Source organism: Microbispora sp. NPDC088329 (genome assembly GCF_040685655.1).
GTDB lineage: Bacteria > Actinomycetota > Actinomycetes > Streptosporangiales > Streptosporangiaceae > Microbispora.
The window spans coordinates 389,064-414,293 of sequence record NZ_JBFBIP010000004.1; the positions used below are offsets into that span (position 1 = coordinate 389,064).

The following is a 25,230-nucleotide window of genomic DNA, read 5'->3' on the forward strand; positions in this document are numbered from 1 at the left end:
AGTGACCGCCGGGAGGTGACCTCGCCTCCCGGCGGTCCCGTGCCCGGCCGCCGTCCGCCCGGACGGCCGCCGGGCACACTCATGCGCGCCCGGGCCCTGCGGCCCCTAGCATGTGAGCGTGCGGAGCAAGGCGGATCACACCGCGGCCATCCATCGGGAGCGCAGGGCCGCCGTCGTCGTCAACACCAAGTCCCGGCGAGGCCGCCGCCGCTACCCCGAGGTGGTGCGGCTGCTGCGGGAGCGGGACTTCCGGCTCACCGGCGTCCACCCGGTGACCGACCCGGCCCGGCTGCGCGACGTCATCGCCCGGGCGCTCGAACCGCGGCCCGACCTGCTCGTCGTCGGCGGCGGCGACGGCACGCTGAGCAGCTCGATCAAGCACGTCGCCGGCCGCGACGTCGCACTCGGCGTGCTGCCGCTGGGCACCACCAACAACTTCGCCCGCAGCCTCGGGCTGCCGCTCGACCTGGCGGGCGCGATCGGCGTGTTCGGCGAGGGCAAGGTCGCCGACATCGACCTCGGGATCTGCGGCGACCGGCCCTTCGCCAACCTCGCGAGCTTCGGCGTCTCGGTCGAGGTGGCGGGCACCGTGAAGCCGTGGGTCAAGCGGATGCTGGGCCGTGCGGCCTACCCGCTGACCGCGCTCACGATCCTGCCCCGGCACCGGCCGTTCCGCGCCTACATCACGGTGGACGGCAAACGCCACGAGCTGCTGACCCACCAGCTCAACATCGCCAACGGCCGCTTCCACGGTGGGTGGCAGATCGCCAGGGACGTCAGCATCGACAACCGCAAGCTGGTGGCCTACCAGCTCGGCTCGGGCAAGCGGCTGCGGCTGCTCGGCGAGACCCTCGTACGGGCGACCACCGGCAAGTGGACCAGTCTCGCGGGCGGCCCGTTCGTGACCGGCCAGGAGATGCTGCTGGAGACCGACCCGCCGCTGGCGGCCGACATCGACGGCGAGGTGCGGCTGTGCACCCCGCTCGTGCTCAGGACCGTCCCGAACGGCGTCCGGGTCATGGTCCCGCAGAGCTTCGAGGACACCTGATCCTCATTCGGCCGCCTCGTCTCATCCGGCCGCTTGCCCTCATCCGGCCGCTTCGTCTTCCTCGGCCGCGAACCTCCGGTACGCGGGCCGCAGCAGGTCGAGGAGCGGAATGTGCCTGGCCTTGACCGGCGGCGGGTCCAGCGCGCGCAACAGCAGGTCGGGGGGCGACCCGGGATCGGCCGGCGGGCCGAGACGGGCCGCCGGGACGCCCGGCTCGTAGAAGTCGCCGAGACGCCCGGCGAACGGGACGTCGGCCACGTCGAGAAGCTCCGGCGTCGCGCCGCCGTCCCCCGGCTCACCTGGGTCCGGCCCGCCGGCGACCTGCCCACCGTGGCCGAGGTCGCCACCCTGTCCGACGATGTGGCGGAGGGCGTCGAGCAGGGTGTCCCTGGCCATGCCCCGCCAGGCCAGCACCAGGAACGGATCCTCGTCGAACGCCTCGGCCAGCAGGTAGAGCACCGCGGACAGGTGCTTGCAGGGGAATCCCCAGTCGGGGCAGGAGCAGTCCATGTCCAGCCCGCGCTCGCCCGGGAACAGCGGCAGCCCGCACGCGTCGAAGACCTGCTCGACCTCCGGCGGCATCTCTCCGGCGAGCAGTTTCGCGCGGTGCAGGGCCTGCGCGCCCAGCGCCGCGGTCAGCCCCGCCCACTCGTCCGCGGCGTACGCCGTGATCCGCACGCGCACGTCGTACGGCTCCGGACGGGAGCCCTGCACCCGGGCCTTCGCCAGCCCGGGGCCGAGGTCGAGATCGAGCACCTGGCCGCGCCGTGCGTAGGCGCGGCCCCGGGTCAGCCTGCCCGGGTCGCAGACGCGCTCCAGGACGTCGACGAACCGCCGCGACCACCACTGCTCGCCGATCGTCCCCCGCTTCGAGCGCGCCCTGATGCCGCCCTCGACCCTGATGGGCCGCGCGGCCTCGAACCAGCCGTCCGGGCCGACGGGCATTCAGCTCACCGCCTCGGGGGACAGGCGGAACAGCTCGCGCAGCTCCGCCGTGGACAGCTCGGCGATCCAGTCCTCGCCCGTCCCGACGACGCTGCCGGCCAGGGCCTTCTTGCGCTCGATCATCTCGTCGATCCGCTCCTCCAGAGTCCCCGCGCAGATGAACTTCCTGACCTGCACGTCGCGGGTCTGCCCGATGCGGAACGCCCGGTCGGTGGCCTGGTCCTCCACGGCCGGGTTCCACCACCGGTCCACGTGCACGACGTGGTTGGCGGCGGTGAGGTTGAGCCCGGTGCCGGCGGCCTTGAGCGACAGGAGGAAGATCATCGGCTCGTCCTCGGTCTGGAACCGCTCCACCAGCGCGTCGCGCGTCTTCTTCGGCAGCCCTCCGTGCAGCCACAGCACCGGACGGTCGAGACGAGCCGCCAGGTAGGGCTGCAGCATCGAGCCGAACTCGGCGTACTGCGTGAAGACCAGCGCCTTGTCGCCCTCGCTGAGGATCTCCTCGGCCAGCTCCTCCAGCCGGGCCAGCTTCCCCGAGCGGCCCGCCAGCCGGGAGCCGTCCTTGAGCAGGTGGGCCGGGTGGTTGCAGACCTGCTTGAGCTTGGCCATCGCGGCCAGGACGTTCCCGCGCCGCTCGATGCCCTCGCTGCCGGCGATCCTGCCGATCATGTCCTCGACCACCGCCTGGTAGAGGCTCGCCTGCTCCGGGGTGAGCGTGCACCAGACCTTCATCTCCATCTTGTCCGGCAGATCGGAGATGATCGTCTTGTCGGTCTTGAGGCGCCGCAGTACGAACGGGGCCGTGACCCGCCTGAGCGCGGCGGTCGCCGCCTCGTCGCCCCGCCGTTCGATCGGCTCCTGATAGCGATCGCGGAAAACCCTCGCGGATCCGAGCAGGCCGGGGTTGCAGAACTCCATGATCGACCACAGCTCCGCCAGGTGGTTCTCCACCGGCGTACCGGTCAGCGCCAGCCGCGTCCGCGCCGGGAGCGAGCGCACGGCCTGGGCCTGCCGGGCGGCGGCGTTCTTGATGGCCTGGGCCTCGTCGCAGACGACCCGGGCCCAGGTGAACCCGGCGAGGACGTCGCGGTCGCGCAACGCCGTGCCGTACGTCGTGAGGACGAGGTCGGCGGCGGCGACCCGCTCGGCCAGCTCCTCACCGCGCAGACGGGCCGTGCCGTGGTGGAGATAGACGTCCAGCGACGGCGCGAAACGGGCGGCCTCCTTCTGCCAGTTGCTGAGCAGCGACATCGGGCACACCAGCAACGTCGCCTCTACTGGCTCGCCCGACTCACGCTCTTTCGTCAGAAGCGACAGCGTCTGGGCGGTTTTGCCCAATCCCATGTCGTCCGCAAGGATGCCGCCAAGCCCGATTTGGGACATGAAGGTGAGCCAGGCCAGGCCGCGCTCCTGGTAGGGCCGCAGCGTGCCGTGGAAGGCGGCCGGGGTCGCGACGGGTTCGAGACGGCGATCGGCCTCGCCGGACAGCAGGTCGCCGAGCAGGCCGTCGGCGTCCACCGCGACCAGTGGAAGGTCGTCATCCCCGCCGTGGACCACCTCCTGGATGATCTCGCCGACCGTCGTCTGCCCCGAGCCGCGCCGCTCCACCGCCTTCAGCGCTGCCCCGAGCTGCCGGGCGTCCAGCTCGACCCACTGGCCGCGCAGCCGGACCAGCGGCACCTTGAGCCGGGCCAGCTCGGCCAGCTCCTCCTCGCCGATCGTCTCGTCGCCGACGGCCAGCTCGGCCCGGAAGTCGACGAGCTGCGCCAGCCCGAACCCCTGGGCGGCGGCGGCCCCCGGCCCGGAGCGGGAACGCGTGGTGAGCTTCAGGCCGAGCCTGGTGCGGCCCGCCCACGCGGGCAGCTGCACGCCGAACCCGGCCGACTGGAGGAGCGGCGCGGCATGGCGGAGGAAATGGAAGGCCCCCTGCACGTCGAGGTCGACGTGCGCCGGCCGGGCCTGCCGGAGCGCGTCGTCGATCTTCGGGTAGAGGCGGGCGGCCCGGCCGAGGCCGGTCAGCAGGGCCTCGTCGGGACGGCCGGGCAGCCCGGGCATGGTCTCGCCCGCCCAGAGCAGGGGAGCGGGCAGATAGAGGCTCGGATCCTCGGCCGACTGGAGGGCGAACTCCACCCGCCAGCCTCCGGCGTCCGGCGGGGCCGTCGTCTCTGCCTGCGCGGGGGGATCGGCGCCCGCTCCGGCCAGGCCGCGAGGTGCGGTGGCGTGGGCCGCGGCGGGCTCGGCCGCCATCTCCTGGCCCGCGGTCGCATCCTGCCCGGGGTGCTCCTCGGTCAGGAGGGGCTCGACGAGACGGAAGCAGACCTTGACCGGGCCGTCGAGCTGGTGGGCGGCCCTGAACCAGTCCTCCAGCGGCCGGGCCAGCGTCTCCGCTTCCTGCTCGCGCACTCCGGGAAGGGCCGCCGTGTCACCGGTGAGCGCCACCGTCCAGCGGTCGGCCAGGGGACCGCGCCGCCCGGGATGGTGCCCGCCCAGCAGACGCTCGGGCAGGGCCTGCCGTACGGCGGCGTCGGCCAGGCCCGCAAGCGCCTCGATCAGCACGTGGGCCGAGGGGCGTTCCTCGCCCACGGCCCGGCAGACAGGCGGCATCGCGGCGGCGAGCTCCCGGAAGCGGTCGGCGTGCGGGCCGCTCACCACCGGCCGCCAGCGCGCGGCGTAGCCGTCGTCCTCGGCGACGAGCTGGGGCAGCACCCGGCCGCGCCGCACCAGGTCACGGGCGTGGGCGGCGACGACCGCGAGATAGCGCAGGGACGGCCCGGCGACGGGTGGCGGCTCGAACGTCTCCGTCAGCAGGCGCAGCGCGGGCCCCGGCTCGACCAGCAGCGCGGGCACCCGCCATGGACTTATCCTCGGGCGGCGCGCGGTGATCCGCAGGCCGGTCTCCGGGGAAGGGAGGGGACTCGTCGCCGAACTCGGCAGCAGCAGCACGGCTTCGCCGGACACGGCCTTGCCCGCCGCCTCGGTCGTCGCGTCCCCCCAGCGCGACAGCTCCGCGGCCAGGGTGCTCGCCGGGACGGCGAAGGGGTGGGGGCGCACCTCGGCGCGGGAGACACCGGGCTCCGGGCCGGCCGCGTCCTCCGCCCAGAGCACGAGGCGGCCGGCGTCCCAGCCTCCGTGTATCACGAGCATTCCGTCTCCTCCTGCTATCTCGGAACGCTAGCAGCGGTTCCGGCACCGCAGGCCGCGTGTCGTCAGCGGTCGACCCAGGCTCGCCGCGGCAGCGGCAGTCCCGGGTGTGATCCATACCGACCGCGAGTTGCCGGCGCTGCCGGGAGCGGTGTCGAGCTCCAGCCTGTCCGCACTGGTGATCAGCAGGTTGACAGCAGGCCGACCGAGCAGTGGAAGGCCGAGCAACGCGCCTTCGCCAAGCGGAATCCGTCATGAGTTACCGACTGCTCAGTAGATCGCACCGCGACGGGCGCTGAACTACGACCGGCCGGTTCGCGCCACATCGCCGGGCATGACGGCACCGCTGGAACGGGCTGGTCGCGACAGCGCGCGACGTTGCTCGCCCGCTCCCGCTCCCGCGCACGAGCGGGACGGCGTCAGGCGCCGCGGCCCCGCTCGGGCATGGTGGTGTAGTCCGTGAAGCCGACCACGTTGCCCCAGGGATCGACGACCTCGACGGTCCATCCGGTCGCGACCGGGAAAGGGTCGGCGAGGGCGGCGACACCCGTCTCCCGCAGGGTCCGCGCGGTGACCCGGGCGTCGGCCACCTCCAGCCACAGCCGCGGCCGCCCCTCGCCGGAACCCGCCGCCGCGGAGATCTCACCGCGGCGTACGAGCAGCCCCGCAGGCTCGCCGCCCAGCCGGAACAGCGCGATGCCGGGCTCGTCCATCCGGAAGGCGAGCGGAAGACCGAGCGCGGCGTAGAACTCCACGGCCTCGTCCAGGTCGCCGACGGTGAACAGGATGTTGTCGACGCCGAGCACCGTGATGCCGCTCTCAGTCGGAGTCATGTGACGTAATCCTCCAATCCGAACAGGACGACCGCGTCGTCGAGGGCGGCCGCCAACCGGCGCAGCCGTCCGGCGTCTGCAGGAGCGTGGCGCAGCCGCACCGGACCGACCAGCGGCGCCTCCTCCGCGACGCGGCGGCCCTCCGGCGTCAGGCCCACGATGCGGCGGCGCCGGTCGTCGGGATCGGGGGTCAGCTCCACCAGGCGCCGGGCGGCCAGGCGGTCCAGGAGCTGGCCGATGGTGGCGGGGTGCATCATCAGCCGGTCGCGCAGGTCGGCCAGGCGCACCCGCGGCCCCCACTCGGCCACCAGCCGGAGGATCGCCAGCTGCGCCCCGGTCACGCCGAACCGCGCCTCCACCTGCCGGTTGTACGCGGTGATCGCCTGGTCGAGCCGTGTCCAGGACCGGATCGCCGCGACGGCCTCTTCACTCGCCACGCATTTATTATGCCCAACATAATAATCAGTGCGGTATCCCCCACCGGAGACCCGTCACAGCCCGAGCGTCACTGGGCGGGCGGGAGCCGTACGGCGGTGTAGTGGCGCAGGTCGTCCTCGTCGAGCGGAGTTCCAGGGAGGGGCGATTCCGCATCGGCGCGCAGGCCGTTCAGCATGATCTCCACCACGCGGGCCATGGCCGCCTCGCCGGGCAGGTTCGGCGGCGTGTAGACCTGCAGGGTCATCAGCAGGGCGATGTCGCCGGGGCCGATGTCGGCGCGCAGCGCGCCGTCCGCCTGTGCCTGCTCGGTCATCCGCTGGACCCCGGCGATCACCCGCTGCCGGATTTCGTGCAGGTCGGCGCCGGTGCGCATCCGCTGGTGGAGGTGGGGTTCGAGCTTCGCGGGCAGCACGCCCAGCCGTAGTTCGACCGAACCGCGCAGGAAGCGGCACAGCGCGTGCCAGGCGTCGGGCTCCTCACGCCAGGCGGCCTCCGCGAGGTCGTCCAGGCGGCGCAGGCTCTCCTCGCCGACGGCGCGGAGCAGTGCATCACGGTCCGGGAAGCGACGGTAGAGGGTGCCGACGCCCACGCCGGCCCGGCGGGCGACCTCCTCCAGTGGCACGTCCACGCCCTGTTCCAGGAACAGGTCCTGGGCGGCGGCGACGATCAGATCCCGGTTGCGGCGCGCGTCGGCGCGCAGCCCCTTCTCCACTGGCACCTCACCACCTAGCGGGATATGGACGATTTTCCTCCGGTTAGGATACCGTCTACATGCGGAGGAAAACCCTCCGGTTAGGGGTGTGTCATGAGCACGGTGCTGATCTCCGGGGCCGGGATCGCGGGACCGACGTTGGCCTACTGGCTGGCCAAGCACGGGTTCCGGGTCACGGTCGTGGAGCGCGGCGGAGAGCCGCGGTCCAGCGGCAACCCGGTGGACGTCAGAGGGCCGGCCGTCCCGGTCGCCAAGCGCATGGGTGTCATGCCCCGGTTACGCCAGGCCGCCACCGGCACGACCGGGGTCAGTTTCGTCGATGAGGCGGGCCGGCGCGTCGGCCGGATGGACATGCGCGCCTTTCAGAAAAGGGACGAGGTCGAGGTGTCGCGCGGCGACCTCGCGTCGATCCTCTACGAGGCGAGCCGCGACCACGCCGAGTTCCTCTTCGACGACTCCATCACGGCGCTCGGTCAGGACGGGCACGGGGTGGACGTCACCTTCGAGCGCTCCGCACCCCGCCGTTTCGACCTGGTGATCGGAGCCGACGGCCTGCACTCGGTGACGCGGCGCCTGACGTTCGGCCGGGAGACAGGGACACCGCAGAGCGGGCTCGTGCGCCACATGGGCCTCTACGTCGCGACGACGCCACTCGGCGGCGGCGCGACGGAGGGCGGCCGGGACGTCCTCATGCACAACGCACCCGGCAGGGCGGTCGCCGTCCATCCCACGTCCCCGGGCGCGTTCTTCCTCTATCGGAGCCCGGAGGAGCCCGGCTTCGACCACCGCGACACCGAGCAGCACAAGCGGATGCTGACCGACGCCTTCGCGGACGTGTCCTGGCGGGCGCCGGAACTGCTCGAACGGGTGCGCGCCGCCGGCGACCTCTACTTCGACTCCGTCAGCCAGGTGCGCCTGCCCCGCTGGTGGAAGGGCCGCGTCGCGCTACTCGGCGACGCCGCGTCCTGCGTGTCGCTGTTCGGGGACGGGTCCACCCTGGCCATGGCGGGGGCGTTCACCCTCGCCGAGGCGCTGGCCGTCCACCCCGGCGACCCCGGTGCGGCCTTCCGCCGGTACGAGGCCGCGCACCGGCGCCTGGTGGACCCCAAGCAGCGGAACGTCGCGCAGGCGTCGGCGCTGCTCGTCCCCGCGACGCGGGGCGGCATCCTCGCCCGGAACCTGGCCACCCGCCTGTGGCCGGCCATGGCCGCCGCCACACGCCTCAAGCACGCCCTCACCCGATGACACGCCGTCTGTGGGTCCATGCTTATACGGCATGAATGCAGGAAGGAGCAGCTTCTTGCATAAGGAGATATGCGACCGATCGTTCAAACTCGGCAATTATCCACCATTTTGGATGGCCGTGACCTGCACTTAATCGCAGAAAGTGTTGTCCTGATTGCAGGTGCTCCGGCCTGGGCTTTAACATCTCTCCTCATGCGACTGTTCAGACCGTGGGGAGAGGATCGGAGACGATGAGATCCTCACTTAGTATGGCAATAAAGACCGACCGGTCAAAGGTCGGTCATTTAAGGATGAACCGGTAAAACCGCAGGTGGCAAACGTCGCAGGGATCCTTCATCAGCGTGGCAGCTACTTCATCTTCGAGTGCCTGGAAGGCCACGCCAAGGACGCGAACATCTGGGCGTACGCGAAGATAGACCGCGCCGAGCGCAAGGCGATCCGGAAGTCCAAGGGCGAGGATCTGCAGAGGCTCTTCAACCACATCCTGAGCTCGCGCACCTTCACCGCGGCACTGGCGATCGATCACGGCATTGAGATCAGCGCGGAGGTCCAGGCGGCGCAGCTCAATGTAGCCCCGACGGCAGCGGCACAGCCTGTGGAGGCCCCCAAGGTGGCTGCCAGTCAGGCCATCCACATCAAAGCGGACCGCGTGCAGAACGCCGGTACTTTAGTCGCCGCCTGCTGATTAAGTGATCGCGATCGCTCGTCGGCCTGCGGCACCGGCCTCGCCGTCGACGGGCGTGCGGCGACGGGCCTGCGAGCTCAGGTTGCGGCCCCGGCGTGGAAGCCGGATGTCCGCCAGGTGGCGCCGGCGGCGGTGACGGCGAAGGCCTCGTAGCCGTCCAGTTCCTCCACCCAGTCTCTGGCCGCTCCGCCCATGGCGAGGGCGGCGGTGGCGTACGCGTCCGCCAGGGCGAGGTCGGGCCCGACGACCGTGACGGAGGCCAGCTCGGTCGCGGGCCGGCCGGTGTGGGGGTCGATGACGTGGGCCCCCCGTTCGGCCGTGCCCGAGGTCGCCACGGCGAGGTCGTCGCCCGACACCACGGCGGCGAGGTCCCCCGGGCGGAGCGGGTGGGCGACGCCGATCCGCCAGGAACGCCCGGGGGCCGCCGCGCCGGACAGCCGCACGTCTCCGCCGCCGTTCACGGAGTGGTCGGGCAGGCCCGCCGCACGCAGGACGGCGGAGGCGCGCTCGACCGCCCAGCCCTTGACGATGGCCGAAGGGTCGAGGCGGCCGCCCGGGTACGCGGTGAAGTAACCGCGGGACAGGTCGCTCACCGATTCGCACATGCGGAGGATGCCGGACACCTCCGGCGGGCAGCCGGCCAGAGTGATCTCGCCCCGGCCCAGCCGGCTGACCGGGCTGTCCGGCTTGTAGGTCGAGAAGACCTCGTCGACGTGGTGCAGCCAGGCCACCGCCTCCGCCAGGGCCGCCGCGACACGCGGCCCGGCCTCGTCGTCGTGGCGGCCGTTGAAGTGGCGTACGTCGAAGGAGAAGACGGTGCCCATCACGTGCTCGACGTGGCGGGTCACAGCCCGGCCTTGTCGATGGCGCTCTGCAGCGAGCGGATGTAGCCGTCGCTGGTGTAGGTGGCGCCGGAGACCGTGTCGATCTCGGCGGACCGCGCCGACAGCGCCTCCTCGTTGAGGATCGGCAGCGCCTCGTTGTTGATCTCGATGTCGCGGCGGTTGTTCGCGGGCGCCACCGGCACCTTGACCCCGGCCAGCTGCCCGCCGGAGATCACGATCTGCACCTGGACGGGTCCCCATCGGGTGTTGGCGGAGTCGCCGGTGACGGTCTTCTCGCCGTCGGTGGCGCCCGCGGTGGCGCCCGGCCCGGTCCACGCCGACCCGGAGCCGGAGGAACCCGGGACGCCCTCGCCGAAACCGTCCTCGTCCCCGTCCGAGAACCCGCCGTGGTCGTGTCCGCGGCCGAAGAAGCCGCCGCCGCGGCCCTCCCCGCTCCCGTCCGGCCCCCCGGCGCCGCCCTGGGCGACGGCGGCGGCGCGCTGGGCCGGCGCGGTCATCTCATGGGGCTTGAACGACAGCAGCAGCACGAGACCGACGGCGGTCGCGAGCACGGCCGATATGGCTCTGCGCATGGAACTTCCAATCCGGAATGGTCAGAACTCGAACGACTCGTGGTGAATGCGGCGTCCCGGCATCCCGGCGGCCCGCAGGGCGGCGGTGACGGCGCTCGTCATCGCGGCCGGCCCGCAGACGTACGCCTCGTGACCGGGCAGGTCCGGCACCAGCTCCGCGAGCGTCGCGGGCGTGAACGGGTCGCCGATCACGGCCCGGGGGCCGACGCAGTAGTGCAGGGTCGCGCCGCGTGCCGTGGAGATCTCCTCGAGCTCGGCGCGGAACACCAGGTCGCGTTCGTCGCGCACGCGATAGAGGAGGGTCAGGTCGCCGGGGGCGGCCGGCACCGACTCGAACAGCGCGCGCAGCGGGGTGATGCCGACGCCGCCCGCGACGAGCAGCACCTTGCGCGCCCGGCGCCCGCTCGCGGTGAACGCGCCGTACGGCCCCTCGGCGAGCACCCGGGTGCCGGGCCGCAGGCCGGCGAGCGAGCGGCTCTGGTCGCCCAGATCCTTCACCGTGATCCGCAGTTCGGCCGCGCCGGGCGGCGCGGACAGCGAGTAGGGGTTGGGGGACCACCACAGGTCCCTGGTCAGAAACCGCCAGCGGAAGAACTGGCCGGGCTCGGCCCGCAGCCGGTCCAGGCGCCGTCCGCTCACATACACGGAGACGACCCCCGGTCCCTCCGGCACCACCCGGGCGACCCTCAGGCGGTGCCGTACGGCCAGCCGCACGGGCGTCAGGAAGCGATACCACACGAGCAGCGCCGCGACGCCCCAGTAGAGGACGTACCAGCAGGTGCGGGCGACCGGGGCGACGGCGAACTCCGCGCCCGTGGCCAGTTGGTGCCCGAAGGCCAGGTATGCCGCCAGGTAGGTGTAGAAGTGCAGGTGGAACCACGTCTCGTAGCGCAGCTTCGGGCGGATCCCGCGCGCGGAGACGACACCGACGCCCACCAGGAGCAGCAGCGCGACGGTGGCCTTCAGCACGTCGGGATAGGTGAGGTTCAGCGTCGCCGTCTCGCTCACCACGTCGGTGCGGTCGGTCAGGGCGTAGCCCCAGATGATCAGCAGCATGTGCGCCACCGCCAGGCCGACGACGTAGCGGCCGCCCATCGAGTGCCACCGGGCGAGCCGGTCGGAGCCGACGCCGCGCTCGAGCGCGGGGACCCGGGCCATCAGCGCCAGCAGCACGGCGATCGCGTATCCGGCGAGCAGCCCGGTGATGCGTCCCGCGTTCGTCAGCCACTCGTCCGGCCCCGCGACGCCGGGCGTGTTCGCCCACCACATGCCGACGACCGCGACCGCTCCCGCCGCGACGAGCGCCAGGACGGCCTCGGGCCGGGCACGCGCGCTTCCGCGTGGCACGTGGGCCTGCCCCGTCGTCACCGCTGTTCCCGGCAAGGTGGTGGTCACGCGTGCCTCCTCGTTGTCCTCACGCGACTCACCGTGCCAACCGAACCTCTTGTTTTCCTATGAACCGGGGCACCTGCGGATCATTCATAGGATTCTCTGAGGTGGCTCACAGGGGATGCCAGGTGAGCGGGGAGACCCTGGAATCATCATGCGTAAGACTTCGAATGAACGGCCCGGTCTGGTCCGTCCCGACGGAAACCCCGTACGCGTCCTCGTGGTCGACGACGAGCCGGACCTCGTCGAGGTCCTCGGCGCGGTGCTGAAGTACGAGGGCTGGGAGGTGCGCACGGCGGACGACGGGACGTCGGCCGTGCGGGAGGCGCGGGAGTTCCAGCCCGACGCGGTGCTGCTGGACGTGATGCTGCCCGACTTCGACGGGCTGGAGGTGCTGCGCCGCCTGCGCGCCGAGGCCCCGGACGTGTGCGTGCTGTTCCTGACCGCGCGCGACGCCGTGGAGGACCGCATCGCCGGCATCACCGCGGGCGGGGACGACTACGTGACCAAGCCGTTCAGCCTGGAGGAGGTGCTCGCCCGGCTGCGCGGGCTGCTGCGCCGCGCCGGCATGGCGCGCAGCGCCGAGGGCGACCGGCTGATGGTGGGCGGCCTGACGATGGACGAGGACGCCCGCGAGGTGACCCGGGACGGAGACCTGGTCGAGCTCACGCCGACCGAGTTCGAGCTGCTGCGCTTCCTCATGCGCAACCCCCGGCGCGTGCTGAGCAAGGCGCAGATCCTCGACCGCGTCTGGTCGTACGACTTCGGCGGGCAGGCGCACGTGGTCGAGCTGTACATCAGCTACCTGCGCAAGAAGATCGACGCGGGCCGGAGGCCGCTGATCCACACGGTGCGGGGCGTGGGATACGTCCTGCGACCGTGATCGCAGTGCCGTGACCGGGCCGTCGCGGGCGAGAGCCCGGCGCACCCGCCGCCTTCGCCTGGCGCCGACGACGCTGCGGGGCCGGCTGGTGGTGGGCACTTTGGTGTTGCTCGTGCTCGCCTGCGCGGCGGCCGGGGCGGCCTCGTCCCTCCTGCTCGAACGGTTCATGGTCGAACGACTGGACCAGCAGCTGTCCATGACGGCCGGGCGGTTCGCGGCGAGCCTGGCCCACGAGGAACACGAGGCGCGCGAGCACGGATACCCGCGCGATCCGTACGGCCAGCGCGGGGACTCGCGCGGGCAGGCGCCCGGCACGCTGGGCGTGCTCGTGCGGGACGGACGGACGGGCGCCCCCGCGGTCGTGGGCCGGGCCGACCCGGTGCTGTCGGCCGCGGACCAGAAGGCGCTGGCCGCCGTCCCATCCGACGGGCTCGGGCACACGCTGGACCTGTCCTCGGGCGGCCTCGGTCACTACCGGGTCATGGCCGTGCGCAATTCCGAGGGGGAGTCGCTGGTCACCGGGCTGCCGCTGAAGGACGTGCGGACCACCGTCCGGCGCCTGCAGATGGCCGAGATCGGGGTGTTCGCCGTCGTCGTGCTCGTGACCGGGATCGCCGGGGCCGTCTGGGTGAGGCTGTCGCTGCGCCCGCTGGACCGGGTCGCGGCGACGGCCCGGAGGGTGGCCCGCCTGCCGCTGGCCGACGGCGAGGTCGCCCTGCCCGACGGAGTGCCCGACGAGGACCCCCGCACCGAGATCGGCCAGGTGGGGGAGGCGTTCAACCGCATGCTCGGCCACGTGGGGCGGGCGCTCGCCCACCGGCACGCCAGCGAGCAGCGGATGCGCACCTTCGCCGCCGACGCCAGCCACGAACTGCGCACCCCGCTCGCCACCGTCCGCGCCCACGTGCAGCTCGCGCGCCGCGACGAGGAGGCCGTCCCCGGCGCCGTACGGCACGCCCTGGAACGCATCGACGCCGAGTCGGCCCGCATGGGCACTCTCGTGGACGACCTGCTGCTGCTGGCCCGGCTCGACGCCGGCCGGCCGCTGGCCCGCGAGGAGGTCGACCTCACCCGCCTGGTCATCGACGCCATCGGCGACGCCCGCGCCTACGGGCCGGACCACCGCTGGAGGCTCGACCTGCCGGAAGAGCCGGTCACCGTGCCCGGGGACCCCGACCGGCTGCACCAGGTGGTGGCCAACCTGCTGGGCAACGCCCGCGCGCACACCCCGCCCGGAACGACCGTCACCGTCGCACTGTCTCATCGGGCACCGGGTCATCGGGTATCGGGTCCTCCGGGGCCGGACACGGTCGAGCTGACCGTTACCGACGACGGGCCCGGCATCCCCGAGGACCTGCGGGGCGAGATCTTCGAACGGTTCGTCCGCGCGGACAAGGCCCGCACCCGCGCCTCGGGCGGCAGCGGCCTGGGGCTCGCGATCGTGCGGGCGGTGGTGGCGGCCCACGGCGGCACCGCCGACGTCGAAAGCCGCCCCGGCCGCACCGCGTTCCGCGTGATGCTGCCCGCCGCGTGACATCGTGCTGTCCTCGCCCTCCTGTTCGAGGGGGTGCCGTGAAACAAACGTTGCATATGAGGAATACTTAGACGTTGGGGGGGCAGGGGGGTCTTTCTGAGCGGAGGTCCCTCCGCGACAAGAGAGGTGTTGCAATGACCGCGACCGCTACCGAGCGCCGCACCAGTGACGGGCTTGTCCACCCTTGGCCGGATGACCGCTACGAGGTCAGGTGCGACAGGGAGAGCCCGTTCACCGGTAGTCGTGACCGCTACCACTATGCGAAGAACGCCGTGGAGTCGGCGAAGGCGCTGGAGAGGGCGGGACTCGCCCGCCGCGTGGTGGTCGTCAGGCTGGCGGACGAGACCGTCATCTACGACCGCGTCGGTGATGTGAACCTGCCTCCGGAGGCCTGGTGACCGGTGTGGGCCCGGTGACCGGCATGGCGTGGTGTGATCCGCCCGGTCGCGTTCAGTTCGTATAACGAGAAAAGACGATCCCCCGGGAGGGTGTCCCGGGGGATCGTCCGTGTCCGGCCCAGGCGGGCCGTCCCCGCGCGGGTGGGGAGAGTCCGCGCGCGGGCGGATCAGGCGGGGGTGCAGGTGACGCTGGGAGCTCTGCCGCCGCCCCCGGTGGTCATGAGGCCGAAGACCGTCGAGCCGCCCATCGGAATGTCGCCGTTGTAGCTCTCGTTGCCGAACGCGTAGACGCCCGGCAGGCCGATCACCGGGAGTGGCACGGCTCCCCCGACCTGGGCGACGACGGTGCCGTCGGTGTAACGCCACCCCACGCGCCAGCCTTTGATCGCCGACGACCCGCTGTTGTGCACGGTCACCTGCGCGAGCGCGCCGTGGCTCTGCGAACCGCCCCACACGCTGGTGATCGTGTACGTCGCCGTGCAGCCGAGCGAGTCCGCGGCGGCCGGGAGGGCGGTCACCCCCGCGGACGCCAGGACCAGGGCCGCCGCGGCGATCGTCGCTTTGAACATCGATCTCCCTTTCTCGCGCTGCCCGGCCGTTCACCGGGACGCCGGATCGTGCCGTTGTCCTCGAGCGCATCGCCGGCCACGTCGCCGGCGGGCCGATGTGGATGCCCGCCTTCCCCAAAGAGGGGTCCGTCTGGGGAAGGCGGGCGACTGGGGCGAGCCCGGAAGCGGGCTACGCGGGGGTGCAGGTGACGGACGACGGTGCGGTGCCCGAGCCGGTGCCGGTGAAGCCGAAGCTCGTGGTGGCGCCGGAGCCCAGGCTGCCGTTCCAGGACAGGTTCTTCACCGTGACGTTCGACCCGCTCTGGCTGACGGTGCCGCTCCACAGCTGGGAGACGGTCTGGCCGTTCGGGAACGTCCAGCCCACCGTCCATCCGGTGATGGCCGACGCGCCCGAGTTGCGTACGGTCACGTCCGCCTGGAAACCGCCCTGCCACGAGCTGGTGACCTTGTACGTCGCGGTGCACGCCTTGCCGGTCACCGGGGACGGCGAGGGCGACGGCGAGATCGCCGGCGACGGGGAGGGCGACACGTCGGGCGAGGCCGAGGGCGACGCGGACGGGGACGCCGACGGGGACGCCGACGGGGAGACCGACGGCGACGGGGACGGGGACGCCTCGGTGCCCGGCGCGTTGCCCCAGATCTTGGTGGATCCCGAGTACAGCGTCATGTTCTGCACCGTCACCGGCGTGGAGGGCGTCGTCGACACCCCGGTGTAGGACCAGTCGTTCGACGGGTCCCACGAGCCGGAGCTGGCGATGCGGAACTGCACCTCACGCCGCGACTCCGACTGCCCCTGCGGGGCGATGGTCTGCCCGGAGCAGTCGATCGTGACGTAGTAGACCTTGCCGGAGAACTGCGTCGGCCCGGTCGGCGGCTTGCACTGGTTGTAGTTCGCCGTCAGCGTGATCTGGCTCGGCGTGGTGTCGCCGTCGAGGGTGAAGTAGTAGCGGAACGACCCGTCGGTCAGCGCGCGGGCGGGCCAGGCCGAGTGGTTGTAGACCATCGTCTTGATCTCGGTGAAGTTCTGGCCGGTGGCGTTGAGCGCCGCCTGGAGGTAGATCTCCGGGCCGTCGGGGGTCTCCGCGACCGGGAAGTTCGCCAGCGGGGTGCCGCCGTACTCCTTGTACAGCCGCACGAGCGCGCTGGTGAAGCCGGCGTTGTAGTCGGTGGCGACCTCGTTCATCGTGTAGTCGGCCCGGCTGTCGGTGTAGGCGTCGTCGGCCGACTTGGGCCCGCCGACCAGCGCGCCGTACAGGATGTGCCGGCTCTGCGCCGGCTCGCCGTCGTGATTGTTGGTCCAGGTGCCGTGCGCGGTCCGGTGGTGCGGGTTGCGCGGCGGGTTGTTTCCGAAACCGATCTCGTACGACGACTTGCGCGGGTTGTCGCCGAGCGCGTAGTTGATCTGCCGCACCGCGAAGTCGTGGTAGCGGGCCTTGCGCGTGGCGTCGGTCAGCCAGTCGCTGTAGAAGAGCGCGACGAACGCGGTGTTGGCGGCGTAACGCAGCGAGCCCCACGAGTCGAGCACGGCCTGGCCGCCGGGGGAGTAGTTCACCTTCTGCCCGTTGACGCCGACCGTCCACCAGTCGAGCCACCGGTTGGCGTCGTCGGCGTACTGCTGCTTGCCGGTCAGCTTCGCCAGCAGCGCGTAGCAGCCGTACGACTTGTCGTCCCAGGCGATCGTCCACTTGTACGACTTGGTGGTCGACTGCGACTCGGTGCCGAGGTTGGCGTAGTACGACTCGGCCTTCGCCAGGTAGGAGGCGTCCTGGGTGGCGCGGTAGAGCCAGATGGCGCCCCACACCAGCTCGTCGTTGTACCCGCTCCAGGACTTGTAGAAGGAGGCCGCGTCGGTGATGCAGTCGCTGTACTTGCCCCGCACCGTGTCGGCGAAGGTGTAGAGCTGCTTGGCGTGGGTGAGGAGCTTGTCGGCGTACGACGGGTCGGTGGGCCGGAAGACGATCGAGGACGCGGCCATCGCGGCCGCCGTCTCACCGGCCAGGTCGGACCCGGCGCAGGAGGAGTCGATCTTGTACGAGGGCCGGTTCATCGGCAGCACCTCGGCCGCCCCCCACCAGGCGTGGTCGGGGTTGCCGCTGCCGACCTGGCCGTACAGGACGTTGGACGACGGGTGGGCCTTGATGAAGTAGTCGTTGACGAAGCGCAGGTTGTTCAGCAGGTAGGTGAGCTGCCCCGACGAGGCGTAGGCGTCGCGGTAGTCCACCGCGCCCCACGCGAGCATCGTCGTGCTGAACGCCATCGGCAGGCCGAACTTGACGTGGTCGCCCGCGTCGAACCAGCCGCCGGTCAGGTCCAGGCCGGCGTCCTTGCCGTCGTTGAGAGCCGAGTCGCCGCGCCAGGTGACGCGGTTGGTGGACGGCAGCGTGCCGGACTGCTGGGCCTCATAGAAGAACAGCGACTTCTGCAACGCCTCGCCGTAGTTGAACGCCGGGGCCGCGGAAGCCGCGGTGGGAACCGCGGCGGGGACGACCGCGGTGGAGAGGATCAGCGCCGCCAGTGCCGGAAACGTACGCCGCATGGATGTATGCCTCGCATGGGTGGGGGGAATCGGGGGCGCGGCAGCGGGTCAGGCGCCGCCGCGCCCCGGTTTACGTCGGTCGTGTCCCGTGGATCGGCGAGGATCACGGGACACTCCCTTGGGGGTGCGGTGAAGGGTCAGGCGACACCGCACCCCGGCTTACGGGGCTCGCTCAGCCGTTGGGGAAGAGCAGGCCGTACTGTCCGAGCGCGGTGGCCACGTCGGTCTGCGCCCAGAATCGGTGGTAGTGGAAGACCGGCGCGGAGCCGCCGTTCAGGTACGACTGGACCTTCGGCCAGTCCGGGTCGCTCTTGAGGAAGGACCGGATGGAGATGAAGGTCGAGTTGCTGTTGATCGGGTCGCCGTTCGGCATCTTGCCGGTCCAGCCGGACGGGACGTAGATCGGGTCGTCGATGCGGTTGTAGTCCGCCTTGGTCTCGGCGACCGACACGCCCTTGGCGTCCTGGTCGTGCTGCCAGACGCCGTCGAGCAGCGCCTTGGCGGTGTTCTTGGCCTGGGTGTTGCCCGACTTGGCCGCGTAGAACATCAGGGTCTTGGCGTACGCGCCGGCCACGCCGACGTCGTCGGTGTAGTCCTGGATGGTCACGTGCAGGCCCGGGTTGGCGTTGGGCCAGTCATTGGGGCTGTTGAAGTTGCCCACGGGCTGGCCGGTCCACCTGAGGGTCGAGGGCATCCGGAAGGTGCCGTCGGCGTTGATCGTGGTGCCCGACAGCGCCCAGGCGACCCACTTGTCGAGGATCTCCTTGGCGTGGGCGTTGCCCGTGGCGTAGTACAGCTCCGCCACGCGCTCCATCGTCCAGACCTGGAAGCCGAACCACTGGTTGGACGGCGGGTCGTGGTAGACCGGCTGCCAGTCGTAGGCCATGCCGAAGAACTTGGGCAGGCTGGACGGCGGGCTGGCGTAGTGGCCCTCCCAGCTGTTGGTCGCGCCGCCGGCGATGGCGCCCTCGTCCGACTGCAGCCACTTGTAGAACTGCAGCTGACGGTTGAGGCTGGTCGACCAGTCGTTGACGGCGGTCGAACCCTTGGGCTTCAGCGAGTTCACGCTCGACAGCGCCCAGGCCGCCATCGGGTTCTGGTAGCCCGAGTGGTTGTGGCTGGAGCCGATGCGCCAGGCCCATCCGGCCGAGGTGTCCGTCGCGCCGCCCCAGGCGTAGTACCAGGACAGCAGGTAGTTCGACGCGTTCTTGCCGGTGCCGGCCGCGCAGGAGGTGCTGGTGCAGCCTGGCTGCTTGAAGTACTTGTCGTACATCGCGTAGCGCAGGTAGTCGCCCATCTTCGCCGCGTTGGCGACCGCGGTGGAGACCTGCGACTGCTTGCCCTGCTCGGTCGCCCAGGTCAGCGCCCAGTAGGCGGCCTGGACGGCGCGGGCGTCGGCGTCCGGCGCGTTGGTGTACTTCCACTGCTTCGCGTAGGAGGCGTCGCCGGTGAACAGGTCGAGGTACCCGTTCGGGCCGCCGAACTTGAAGGTGTCGCACGACGGCTGCGGGATGGTCTCGAAGACCGACTCCTCAGGGCCGCGCTGATAGGTGTTGATGTACGCCGGCTTGGTGGTGCCGTCGCCGCAGCGGCCGTAGCCGTAGACGTTGTCGACGTCCAGCAGCCAGTGCATGCCGTAGATGTCGCTGGTGCCGTAGGCGCTCTTCAGCTCGCCCGCGATCGGGTCGGAGCCGACGCTGACGCTGCTGTCGAGCCGCGACGGGTAGCCGCTGATGTCGTTCCACTCACCCGCGTACGTCGCCGGCTTGCTGGCGTCGTACTTGTCGTTGGTGGGCTGGTCGGCGTGCGACGGGATGATGTACTTCTCCATCGTCGTCCACGCGGTGTTGAACTTCGACCAGTCGCCGGTGACCTTGCCGTACATGGCTTCCAGCCATAGGTAGTAGCTGAACGCCTCGGACGTGGTCTCGTGGCCGTGGTCCGGCGCCTCCACCATGAACGTCTCGACCGAGTGGTACGGCACGCCCTGCGGCGAGAAGTACCCGTTGACCGGGTCGTGGATCTTGTTGTACATCGTCAGGAAGTTCTTGACGTACTCGTTGTCCGTGCCCGGGGTGGGGCTCGTCGACGGCGACGCCGAGGGCGACACGTCGGGCGAGGGCGACACGTCCGGCGAGGGCGACACGACGGGCGACGGCGACGGGCTCACGGGTGGGGAGGGGCTCACGGTCGCCCCACAGGTCACCCCGTTGATGGAGAACGAGGCGGGCTTGTCGTTGCTGCCGGTCCACGTTCCCTGGAACCCGATGTTGGTCGCCGCCCCGGAGCCGAGGTTGCCGTTCCAGGACATGCTCGTGGCCGTGACGGTGGTGCCGCTCTGGCTCCAGTTCGCCGACCAGCCGTTCGACAGTTTCTGCCCGTTGGGGAAGGTGAACCGGAGCGTCCAGTTGTTGATCGGGTCGCCGAGGTTCTTGATGTCCAGGCTGGCCGTGAAACCGCCCGAGCCGGAACCCCAGGAGTTGAGCGCATACTGGACGTCGCAGGCCACGGCGGCGGAGGCGGGGGTCTGCGCCAGCCCGACGAGGAGGCCGCCGCTCACGGTGGCGGCCGCCAGCAGGGCGAGCGGTCTCCGCGATCGTGGGAGCGCTCCCGTACTAAGAGCTCTCGTTCGCATTTGTGGAGGATCTCCAAAGTGGGTTGGGGGTGGGAGCATCGGGCGAAGAAATGCCAGGTAGCGGATTTCGTGGCCGATGCGGGCAGGGGTGAATCTGAACCGATACGATGGGAGCGCTCCCACATCAGGATTGTGGATTGGGCCCCCGGTATGTCAATGACAGGTTGCCTGCGCCTCACCCCGGGATCCCGCCCGGCGGTGAGCCGGGGCCCCTTGCTGGCCTTTTGCGTACCTCTGACAGATGTGAAGTGAATTCATAACTGAAACTTTCATCTGTAACAGCCGGGCCGTTCACCCCGCCGAGGGCCGTGGTTAGGGCTCTCGGCTGCGGGTAGGCGCTTCCCAACCCTGGAAGGGAGGCAGGCCATGACCATCCAGAAGGAGTCGCTGTCCACGGGCGAACTCGTCCGCCGGCTGTCCGAGGACGTCTCCCGGCTGATCCGCGACGAACTGCGGCTGGCGCGGCTGGAAATGACTCGCAAGGGCAAACGCGCGGGCATGGGCGCGGGCCTGCTCGGCGCCGCCGGTCTCATCGCGTTCTACGGCGGGGGAGCCCTCGTGGCCACGGCGATTCTGGCGCTCGCGCTCGTGCTGCCGGGCTGGGCCAGCGCCCTGATCATCGGCGTCGCGTTGCTGGCGCTCGCCGGGCTGCTCGCCCTGGTGGGCAAGGAGCAGGTGTCCCGTGCGGCGCCGCCCACTCCCGACGAGGCGATGCGCAGCCTCAAAGCGGACATCGACGTCATGAAGGAGAGTGCGCGCAGATGACCGAGACCGAACCCGGAGCGGCCCGGCCGAACGCCGGGACCGTGGGTGTGCACAGACAGGACGTGTCCGATCCGGTCACGGAGCCGGAGTCGCTGAACGCCGTACGGCAGGCGCGACCCGGGCCTGAGCCCGTCGCCGCGGCCCGGGACACCGGGACCAAGAGCGAGGGCGGGGAGAAGAAGGGCCACGACGAGATCAGCGAGGTCCGCCAGGAGATCGAACGGACCCGCGACGACCTCGGCGACACGATCGAGGCGCTGGCCGCCAAGGCCGACGTGAAAGCGCGCGCGCAGGAACGCGTGCACGCGACCACCGCGGCCGCGCGGGCCAGGGTGGCCGGAGTCACCGGCCGTGTGCGGGAGGCCACGCCGGAGCCGCTGCGCGGAGCCGCCGGCAGGGTGGGCGAGCAGGCGAAGCGCCGTCCCGGCCTGGTCGCCACCGCCGGCGCCGTGGGCACCGCGCTGCTGCTGCTCCGCCGGATCACCCGGAGCCAGGGCCGTACGACGAGGCCCGGCATGACCGGGATGTTCCAGAAGGGCATTTCCGGCAGGGCGAGCATTCCGAAGGCCCGCGGACTCGGCAGAGCCCGTACGGGCCGGGGCAAGGGCCTGTTCGGGACATCCGGCATGACCGGCAAGCCGCTCGGCTCCCGGATGTCCGGCTCGAAGATGTTCGGTTCCAGGATGTCCGGGTCGAAGATGTTCGGCTCCCGGAAGAGGCTCGGCGGCATCGGCCCGCTTGGCGGCAAGGGCGCGTTCGGCGGCAAGCGCCCGTTCGGCTCCCGACTCGGCGGCTCCCGGATCGGCGGCGGTTCCCGAATGCTCGGCGGGAGGAGCATGTTCGGCCGCACCAGCGTGCGCGGCGCCTTCGGCCGGAGCCGCATGGGCGGCGGACGCCGGATGTTCTCGCAGTCACGTCGCACGCTCATGCGGAGGTTCGCCCATTGATCACCGACCCCGAGGACGAGCAGGGGCCGCTGGAGAGGCTGTCGCGCCGCGACTGGATCGCGGTCGTCAAGCGCACGGCCAAGGAGTTCAAGGAGGACAACGTTCCCGACTGGGCGGCGTCGCTGACGTACTACGCCGTCCTCTCGATCTTCCCCGGGTTGATCGTGCTGGTGTCGATACTCGGCCTGCTGGGGCAGAGCGCCACCGGCCCGCTGCTCGGGAACATCAAGTCGCTGACGCCGGGGCCGGTCCAGCAGATGCTGCAGACCGGCCTCGCCAACGTGCAGCAGCACCAGGGCACGGCAGGGGTGTTCGCGATCACGGGTCTGCTGCTCGCGCTGTGGGCGGCCTCCGGCTACATGGGCGCGTTCATCCGGGCGACCAACGCGATCTTCGACATCCGCGAAGGCCGTCCGTTCTGGAAGGTGACCCCGCTCCGGGTGGGGCTGACGCTCCTGCTCGTGATCCTGATGGCGGCCTCCGTGCTCGCCGTCACCTTCACCGGCCGGCTCGCCGAGATCGCGGGGAACCTGATCGGTCTCGGGCCGACCGCGGTCACGGTCTGGGGCATCGTGAAGTGGCCGGTGCTCGTGCTGCTCGCGGCGGGCATGATCACTCTGCTCTACTACGCCGCGCCCAACGTCCGCCAGCCCGGCGTGCGGTGGCTCAGCCCCGGCAGTCTGTTCGCCGTCGTGGCCTGGGTCGTGGTGTCCGCCGGTTTCGGGCTGTACGTCGCGAAGTTCGGCTCCTACAACAAGACGTACGGCACGCTCGCCGCCGTGGTCGTCTTCCTCGTCTGGCTGTGGCTGTCGAACCTCGTCATCCTGAGCGGCGCCGAGCTCGACGCCGAGCTCCAGCGCGGTCGCAAGATCGCCGAAGGCGAGTCGCCGGCGGAGCCGTACGTCGACCCCCGTGATCCGCCGAAGGACCCCGAGCCCGAGGAAGGGCTGAGCGAAGCCCCCACCGGACGCACCTGAGACCCGCCGGCGCACCGGGCGGACACAGGGCGGACACAGGGCGAACTCAGTGCAGCAGCGCCGTCGCGGGGCGGCGTGCGCGTGCTCCGGTGATCAACCGAGATCGGCCGTCGCCGTGGCGCCGATGGCCAGGGCGAGCCGCGCGGGCAGAGGATAGGGGGCCTCCGCCGGCAGCAGGTCCGTGACGTCCCGTCCGTGGCGCAGCGCCCGGTGGATGTCATGCACCTGACCGGTCAGATCGGTGATCGCCACGATCCACTGATCGACATAACGGGCGACGGCCTCGCCGGACAGGCCTATCTGCACGGACCGGTACGGCAGCGGGTTGTGGTGCGGGTCGCGTTCGGGGTCCCACTGAATGCGGACCGGACTGTCGCGCAGACGCTGCCTCCATGCCGCGTGGTCCGTGTTCTCCGGATGACTGAGACAGGCGTGCCCGAGCGCCCACTCGAATCCCTCCCGGGTGATCTCGATGGCCAGCACCCTGGTCTGGCCGGGCTTCGCGGCCCAGCCGCAGCGATACATCATCCACAGGAAGGACGGCTTGATCCAGGTCATCCGTTCGCGCTTGAAAGGCGGGACGAAGCGTTGCGCGGCGACGGCCGGGGCCGCGACGGCCTCGTCGTACGCCTGATAGACCGTGACGGTCGTGGCGGTGAAGGCGGCGCGGATCTGCCGGTACGGAATGCTCATTCCCCTGAGAATGGCGAACGGTGCGGCCGCCGGACAACGGCTTTTCCCGCGCGGGCGTGCGCCCGGTGCGGGACCGCCCGGCGGCGGCCGGGAGAGACGGCCTCGGGCGGATCGTCTTTTCGAGCCGAGGCATTTACCCGCCGACGTCGCCTGTGTAAACGGCCATTGTCAATGAACGTCCGCGGCGATCTCGGTGTGATCTCGCGCCAGAAATGACGAATGAATGGGCTCATTGTTGGGCGGTGGCAGACCCCTGCCATGAGAGCACCCCCCAGCCGAAGGCGGAGCCCCCATGGTCAGACGCGCCCTCACAGCCGCCGCCCTCTCCTCCGTCGCGTTCCTCGCGGCACCGCTGCCCGCGCACGCCGCGACGCTCGAACAGAAGCTCGCGGCGTTGTCGTCGTTCACCCAGCCCACGGCGTCGAGCGCCGCCGGTTGGCGCTCGGCGTGGCAGAACCAGCAGGCCTGGGCGGACTACGCGTTCGACTGGTCGACGGATCTGTGCTCGAGCAGTCCCGACCAGCCTCTCGGGTTCGACTTCAGGATGCCCTGCCGGCGTCACGACTTCGGCTACCGCAACTACAAGGCGGTGAGCCGGTTCCCGGCGAACAAGACGCACATCGACGACGCGTTCTATTTCGACATGCGGCAAATCTGCGCGGGATATTCCGGCGTCGGCAAAAGCACCTGCGACGGCATCGCCTGGACCTACTACCAGGCGGTGAAGCAGTTCGGCGCCCTGAACGTCACCCAGGCGCAGCTCGAACGGATCCGCAGCGCCGGCGAGCGGGCCGCTCTGGACGCGCAGAGCTGATCCTCAGGATGGGCCTGCTCCGCGGCCGTCACCGGACGGGGCGGCGTTGCGGCGGGCGCGGAGTGCGCGAACCCTGCCCCGGCTCGCGCACGCGGGGGACGGGCACCAGCGCCTGCGTCCCGGCGGATCGACGAAGACACCCCTGCAGTCGGGCTCGGGACAGCTCTTCAGAGCGAGCCGGTCGGAGCCGGTCATCTGGTCCACCGCCTGGCGGGCGATCCGGGCGAGCGCGTGCGCGGTGGTCGCCGGGGGCTCGCGCCGCAGGCGGTCGTCCGCGCTCAGCCGGACCGGGTCGTCGTGCTCCTCGATGAACGCGGCCAGGTGGGCCACGGCCTCCGCCGACGGCGGCCGCTCCTCGACGGTGGCCAGCGCGAGCATGCGCAGCGTCTCCCGCAGCGCCCACGTGTGGTGCAGGTCCTCCTGGTCCGGGGGCCGGACCGGGGACAGCTCGCATCGCTCCAGCCACTCGGCCAGGCGGGCGGGGGTGGCGAGCCGTTCCACCGGCGCCGCGCTGAACGTGCGCCCTCTGGTGGCGAGCAGGTTCAGCCAGACGGCGCCGCAGTCGAAGCGGAAGGCGAGCTTGTCGTCACTGGTCACCCAACCAGGGTAACGCTTCAGCCGTTACA

Annotated in this window: 23 protein-coding genes; 10 read left to right on the forward strand and 13 right to left on the reverse strand. The window is 71.2% G+C overall.

The genetic code is table 11. The features are described 5' to 3' along the window. Nucleotides 1-118: 118 nt before the first annotated feature. A complete protein-coding gene (locus tag AB0O28_RS11805; RefSeq protein ID WP_363639030.1) occupies nt 119-1,048 on the forward strand; it encodes a diacylglycerol kinase family protein in 930 nt (309 codons plus the stop codon). A 39-nt stretch (nt 1,049-1,087) separates the two neighbouring features. Here AB0O28_RS11805 and AB0O28_RS11810 read toward each other — a convergent pair whose 3' ends face one another. The 5 genes from AB0O28_RS11810 to AB0O28_RS11830 form a co-directional block, all read right to left on the reverse strand. Next, the gene (locus tag AB0O28_RS11810) at nt 1,088-1,993 is read right to left on the reverse strand and encodes an SWIM zinc finger family protein (protein WP_363639032.1); all 906 of its coding nucleotides are present in this window, start codon (nt 1,991-1,993) and stop codon (nt 1,088-1,090) included. After that, the gene (locus AB0O28_RS11815; RefSeq protein ID WP_363639034.1) at nt 1,994-5,137 is read right to left on the reverse strand and encodes a DEAD/DEAH box helicase; all 3,144 of its coding nucleotides are present in this window, start codon (nt 5,135-5,137) and stop codon (nt 1,994-1,996) included. Nucleotides 5,138-5,553: 416 nt separating this feature from the next. Continuing rightward, entirely contained in the window at nt 5,554-5,967 is a 414-nt protein-coding gene (locus AB0O28_RS11820; RefSeq protein WP_363639036.1) for a VOC family protein, read from the reverse strand. Continuing rightward, nucleotides 5,964-6,404 carry a MarR family transcriptional regulator gene (locus tag AB0O28_RS11825; protein WP_363639038.1) on the reverse strand — a complete coding sequence of 147 codons (441 nt, stop codon included), beginning with the start codon at nt 6,402-6,404 and terminating at the stop codon, nt 5,964-5,966. The genes AB0O28_RS11820 and AB0O28_RS11825 overlap by 4 nt, the downstream gene beginning before the upstream one ends. A 68-nt stretch (nt 6,405-6,472) precedes the next feature. After that, nucleotides 6,473-7,123, reverse strand: a complete 651-nt coding sequence (locus AB0O28_RS11830) for a TetR/AcrR family transcriptional regulator (protein WP_363639040.1) — start codon at nt 7,121-7,123, stop codon at nt 6,473-6,475. Between the two features lie 87 nt (nt 7,124-7,210). Here AB0O28_RS11830 and AB0O28_RS11835 point away from each other — a divergent pair, with 87 nt between their 5' ends. Together AB0O28_RS11835 and AB0O28_RS11840 are read left to right on the forward strand one after the other, a co-directional pair. Next, on the forward strand, nt 7,211-8,362 hold the full coding sequence (locus AB0O28_RS11835) for an FAD-dependent monooxygenase (protein WP_363639042.1): 1,152 nt from the start codon (nt 7,211-7,213) through the stop codon (nt 8,360-8,362). 310 nt (nt 8,363-8,672) lie between these two features. Then, nucleotides 8,673-9,047: a hypothetical protein gene (locus AB0O28_RS11840; protein ID WP_363639044.1), complete on the forward strand. Its 375-nt coding sequence runs from the start codon at nt 8,673-8,675 to the stop codon at nt 9,045-9,047. A gap of 77 nt (nt 9,048-9,124) precedes the next feature. Here AB0O28_RS11840 and AB0O28_RS11845 read toward each other — a convergent pair whose 3' ends face one another. Genes AB0O28_RS11845 through AB0O28_RS11855 form a run of 3 tightly spaced genes read right to left on the reverse strand, consistent with a single transcriptional unit; the run spans nt 9,125 to nt 11,859 of the window. Continuing rightward, a complete protein-coding gene (locus tag AB0O28_RS11845; protein ID WP_363639046.1) occupies nt 9,125-9,895 on the reverse strand; it encodes an FAD:protein FMN transferase in 771 nt (256 codons plus the stop codon). Next, a complete protein-coding gene (locus tag AB0O28_RS11850) occupies nt 9,892-10,464 on the reverse strand; it encodes an FMN-binding protein (RefSeq protein ID WP_363639048.1) in 573 nt (190 codons plus the stop codon). The genes AB0O28_RS11845 and AB0O28_RS11850 overlap by 4 nt, the downstream gene beginning before the upstream one ends. Nucleotides 10,465-10,485: 21 nt before the next feature. After that, nucleotides 10,486-11,859, reverse strand: coding sequence for a ferredoxin reductase family protein (locus AB0O28_RS11855; protein ID WP_363639050.1), 1,374 nt, complete (start codon nt 11,857-11,859; stop codon nt 10,486-10,488). Nucleotides 11,860-12,007: 148 nt separating this feature from the next. Here AB0O28_RS11855 and AB0O28_RS11860 point away from each other — a divergent pair, with 148 nt between their 5' ends. From AB0O28_RS11860 to AB0O28_RS11870, 3 genes are all read left to right on the forward strand, one after another. Then, entirely contained in the window at nt 12,008-12,736 is a 729-nt protein-coding gene (locus tag AB0O28_RS11860) for a response regulator transcription factor (protein WP_363639052.1), read from the forward strand. A gap of 10 nt (nt 12,737-12,746) precedes the next feature. Then, nucleotides 12,747-14,270: a HAMP domain-containing sensor histidine kinase gene (locus AB0O28_RS11865; RefSeq protein ID WP_363639054.1), complete on the forward strand. Its 1,524-nt coding sequence runs from the start codon at nt 12,747-12,749 to the stop codon at nt 14,268-14,270. A gap of 134 nt (nt 14,271-14,404) precedes the next feature. Next, nucleotides 14,405-14,668, forward strand: a complete 264-nt coding sequence (locus AB0O28_RS11870) for a hypothetical protein (protein ID WP_363639056.1) — start codon at nt 14,405-14,407, stop codon at nt 14,666-14,668. A 167-nt stretch (nt 14,669-14,835) separates the two neighbouring features. Here the strand turns inward: AB0O28_RS11870 and AB0O28_RS11875 are convergent, their stop codons facing one another. The 3 genes from AB0O28_RS11875 to AB0O28_RS11885 form a co-directional block, all read right to left on the reverse strand. After that, a complete protein-coding gene (locus AB0O28_RS11875) occupies nt 14,836-15,237 on the reverse strand; it encodes a cellulose binding domain-containing protein (protein WP_363639058.1) in 402 nt (133 codons plus the stop codon). Between the two features lie 169 nt (nt 15,238-15,406). Then, a complete protein-coding gene (locus AB0O28_RS11880; protein WP_363639060.1) occupies nt 15,407-17,773 on the reverse strand; it encodes a glycoside hydrolase family 9 protein in 2,367 nt (788 codons plus the stop codon). 172 nt (nt 17,774-17,945) lie between these two features. After that, the gene (locus AB0O28_RS11885; protein ID WP_363639062.1) at nt 17,946-20,333 is read right to left on the reverse strand and encodes a glycoside hydrolase family 48 protein; all 2,388 of its coding nucleotides are present in this window, start codon (nt 20,331-20,333) and stop codon (nt 17,946-17,948) included. Between the two features lie 441 nt (nt 20,334-20,774). On the opposite strand from AB0O28_RS11885, the gene AB0O28_RS11890 reads away from it, so the two are divergent. From AB0O28_RS11890 to AB0O28_RS11900, 3 genes are read left to right on the forward strand one after another with little or no spacing between them, the layout of a single operon-like run. Next, the gene (locus tag AB0O28_RS11890; RefSeq protein ID WP_363639064.1) at nt 20,775-21,173 is read left to right on the forward strand and encodes a phage holin family protein; all 399 of its coding nucleotides are present in this window, start codon (nt 20,775-20,777) and stop codon (nt 21,171-21,173) included. Then, complete coding sequence (locus tag AB0O28_RS11895; protein ID WP_363639066.1) at nt 21,170-22,120, forward strand: DUF3618 domain-containing protein; 951 nt, start codon at nt 21,170-21,172, stop codon at nt 22,118-22,120. The genes AB0O28_RS11890 and AB0O28_RS11895 overlap by 4 nt, the downstream gene beginning before the upstream one ends. Then, complete coding sequence (locus AB0O28_RS11900; protein ID WP_363639068.1) at nt 22,117-23,097, forward strand: YihY/virulence factor BrkB family protein; 981 nt, start codon at nt 22,117-22,119, stop codon at nt 23,095-23,097. The genes AB0O28_RS11895 and AB0O28_RS11900 overlap by 4 nt, the downstream gene beginning before the upstream one ends. A 93-nt stretch (nt 23,098-23,190) precedes the next feature. Here the strand turns inward: AB0O28_RS11900 and AB0O28_RS11905 are convergent, their stop codons facing one another. Then, nucleotides 23,191-23,790: a DUF4291 domain-containing protein gene (locus AB0O28_RS11905; protein WP_363639070.1), complete on the reverse strand. Its 600-nt coding sequence runs from the start codon at nt 23,788-23,790 to the stop codon at nt 23,191-23,193. 292 nt (nt 23,791-24,082) lie between these two features. Between AB0O28_RS11905 and AB0O28_RS11910 the strand changes: the two genes are divergently transcribed. Beyond that, complete coding sequence (locus AB0O28_RS11910) at nt 24,083-24,604, forward strand: phospholipase (protein WP_363639072.1); 522 nt, start codon at nt 24,083-24,085, stop codon at nt 24,602-24,604. A gap of 3 nt (nt 24,605-24,607) precedes the next feature. Here AB0O28_RS11910 and AB0O28_RS11915 read toward each other — a convergent pair whose 3' ends face one another. Beyond that, nucleotides 24,608-25,201 carry a CGNR zinc finger domain-containing protein gene (locus AB0O28_RS11915; protein WP_363639074.1) on the reverse strand — a complete coding sequence of 198 codons (594 nt, stop codon included), beginning with the start codon at nt 25,199-25,201 and terminating at the stop codon, nt 24,608-24,610. Nucleotides 25,202-25,230: the final 29 nt, after the last annotated feature.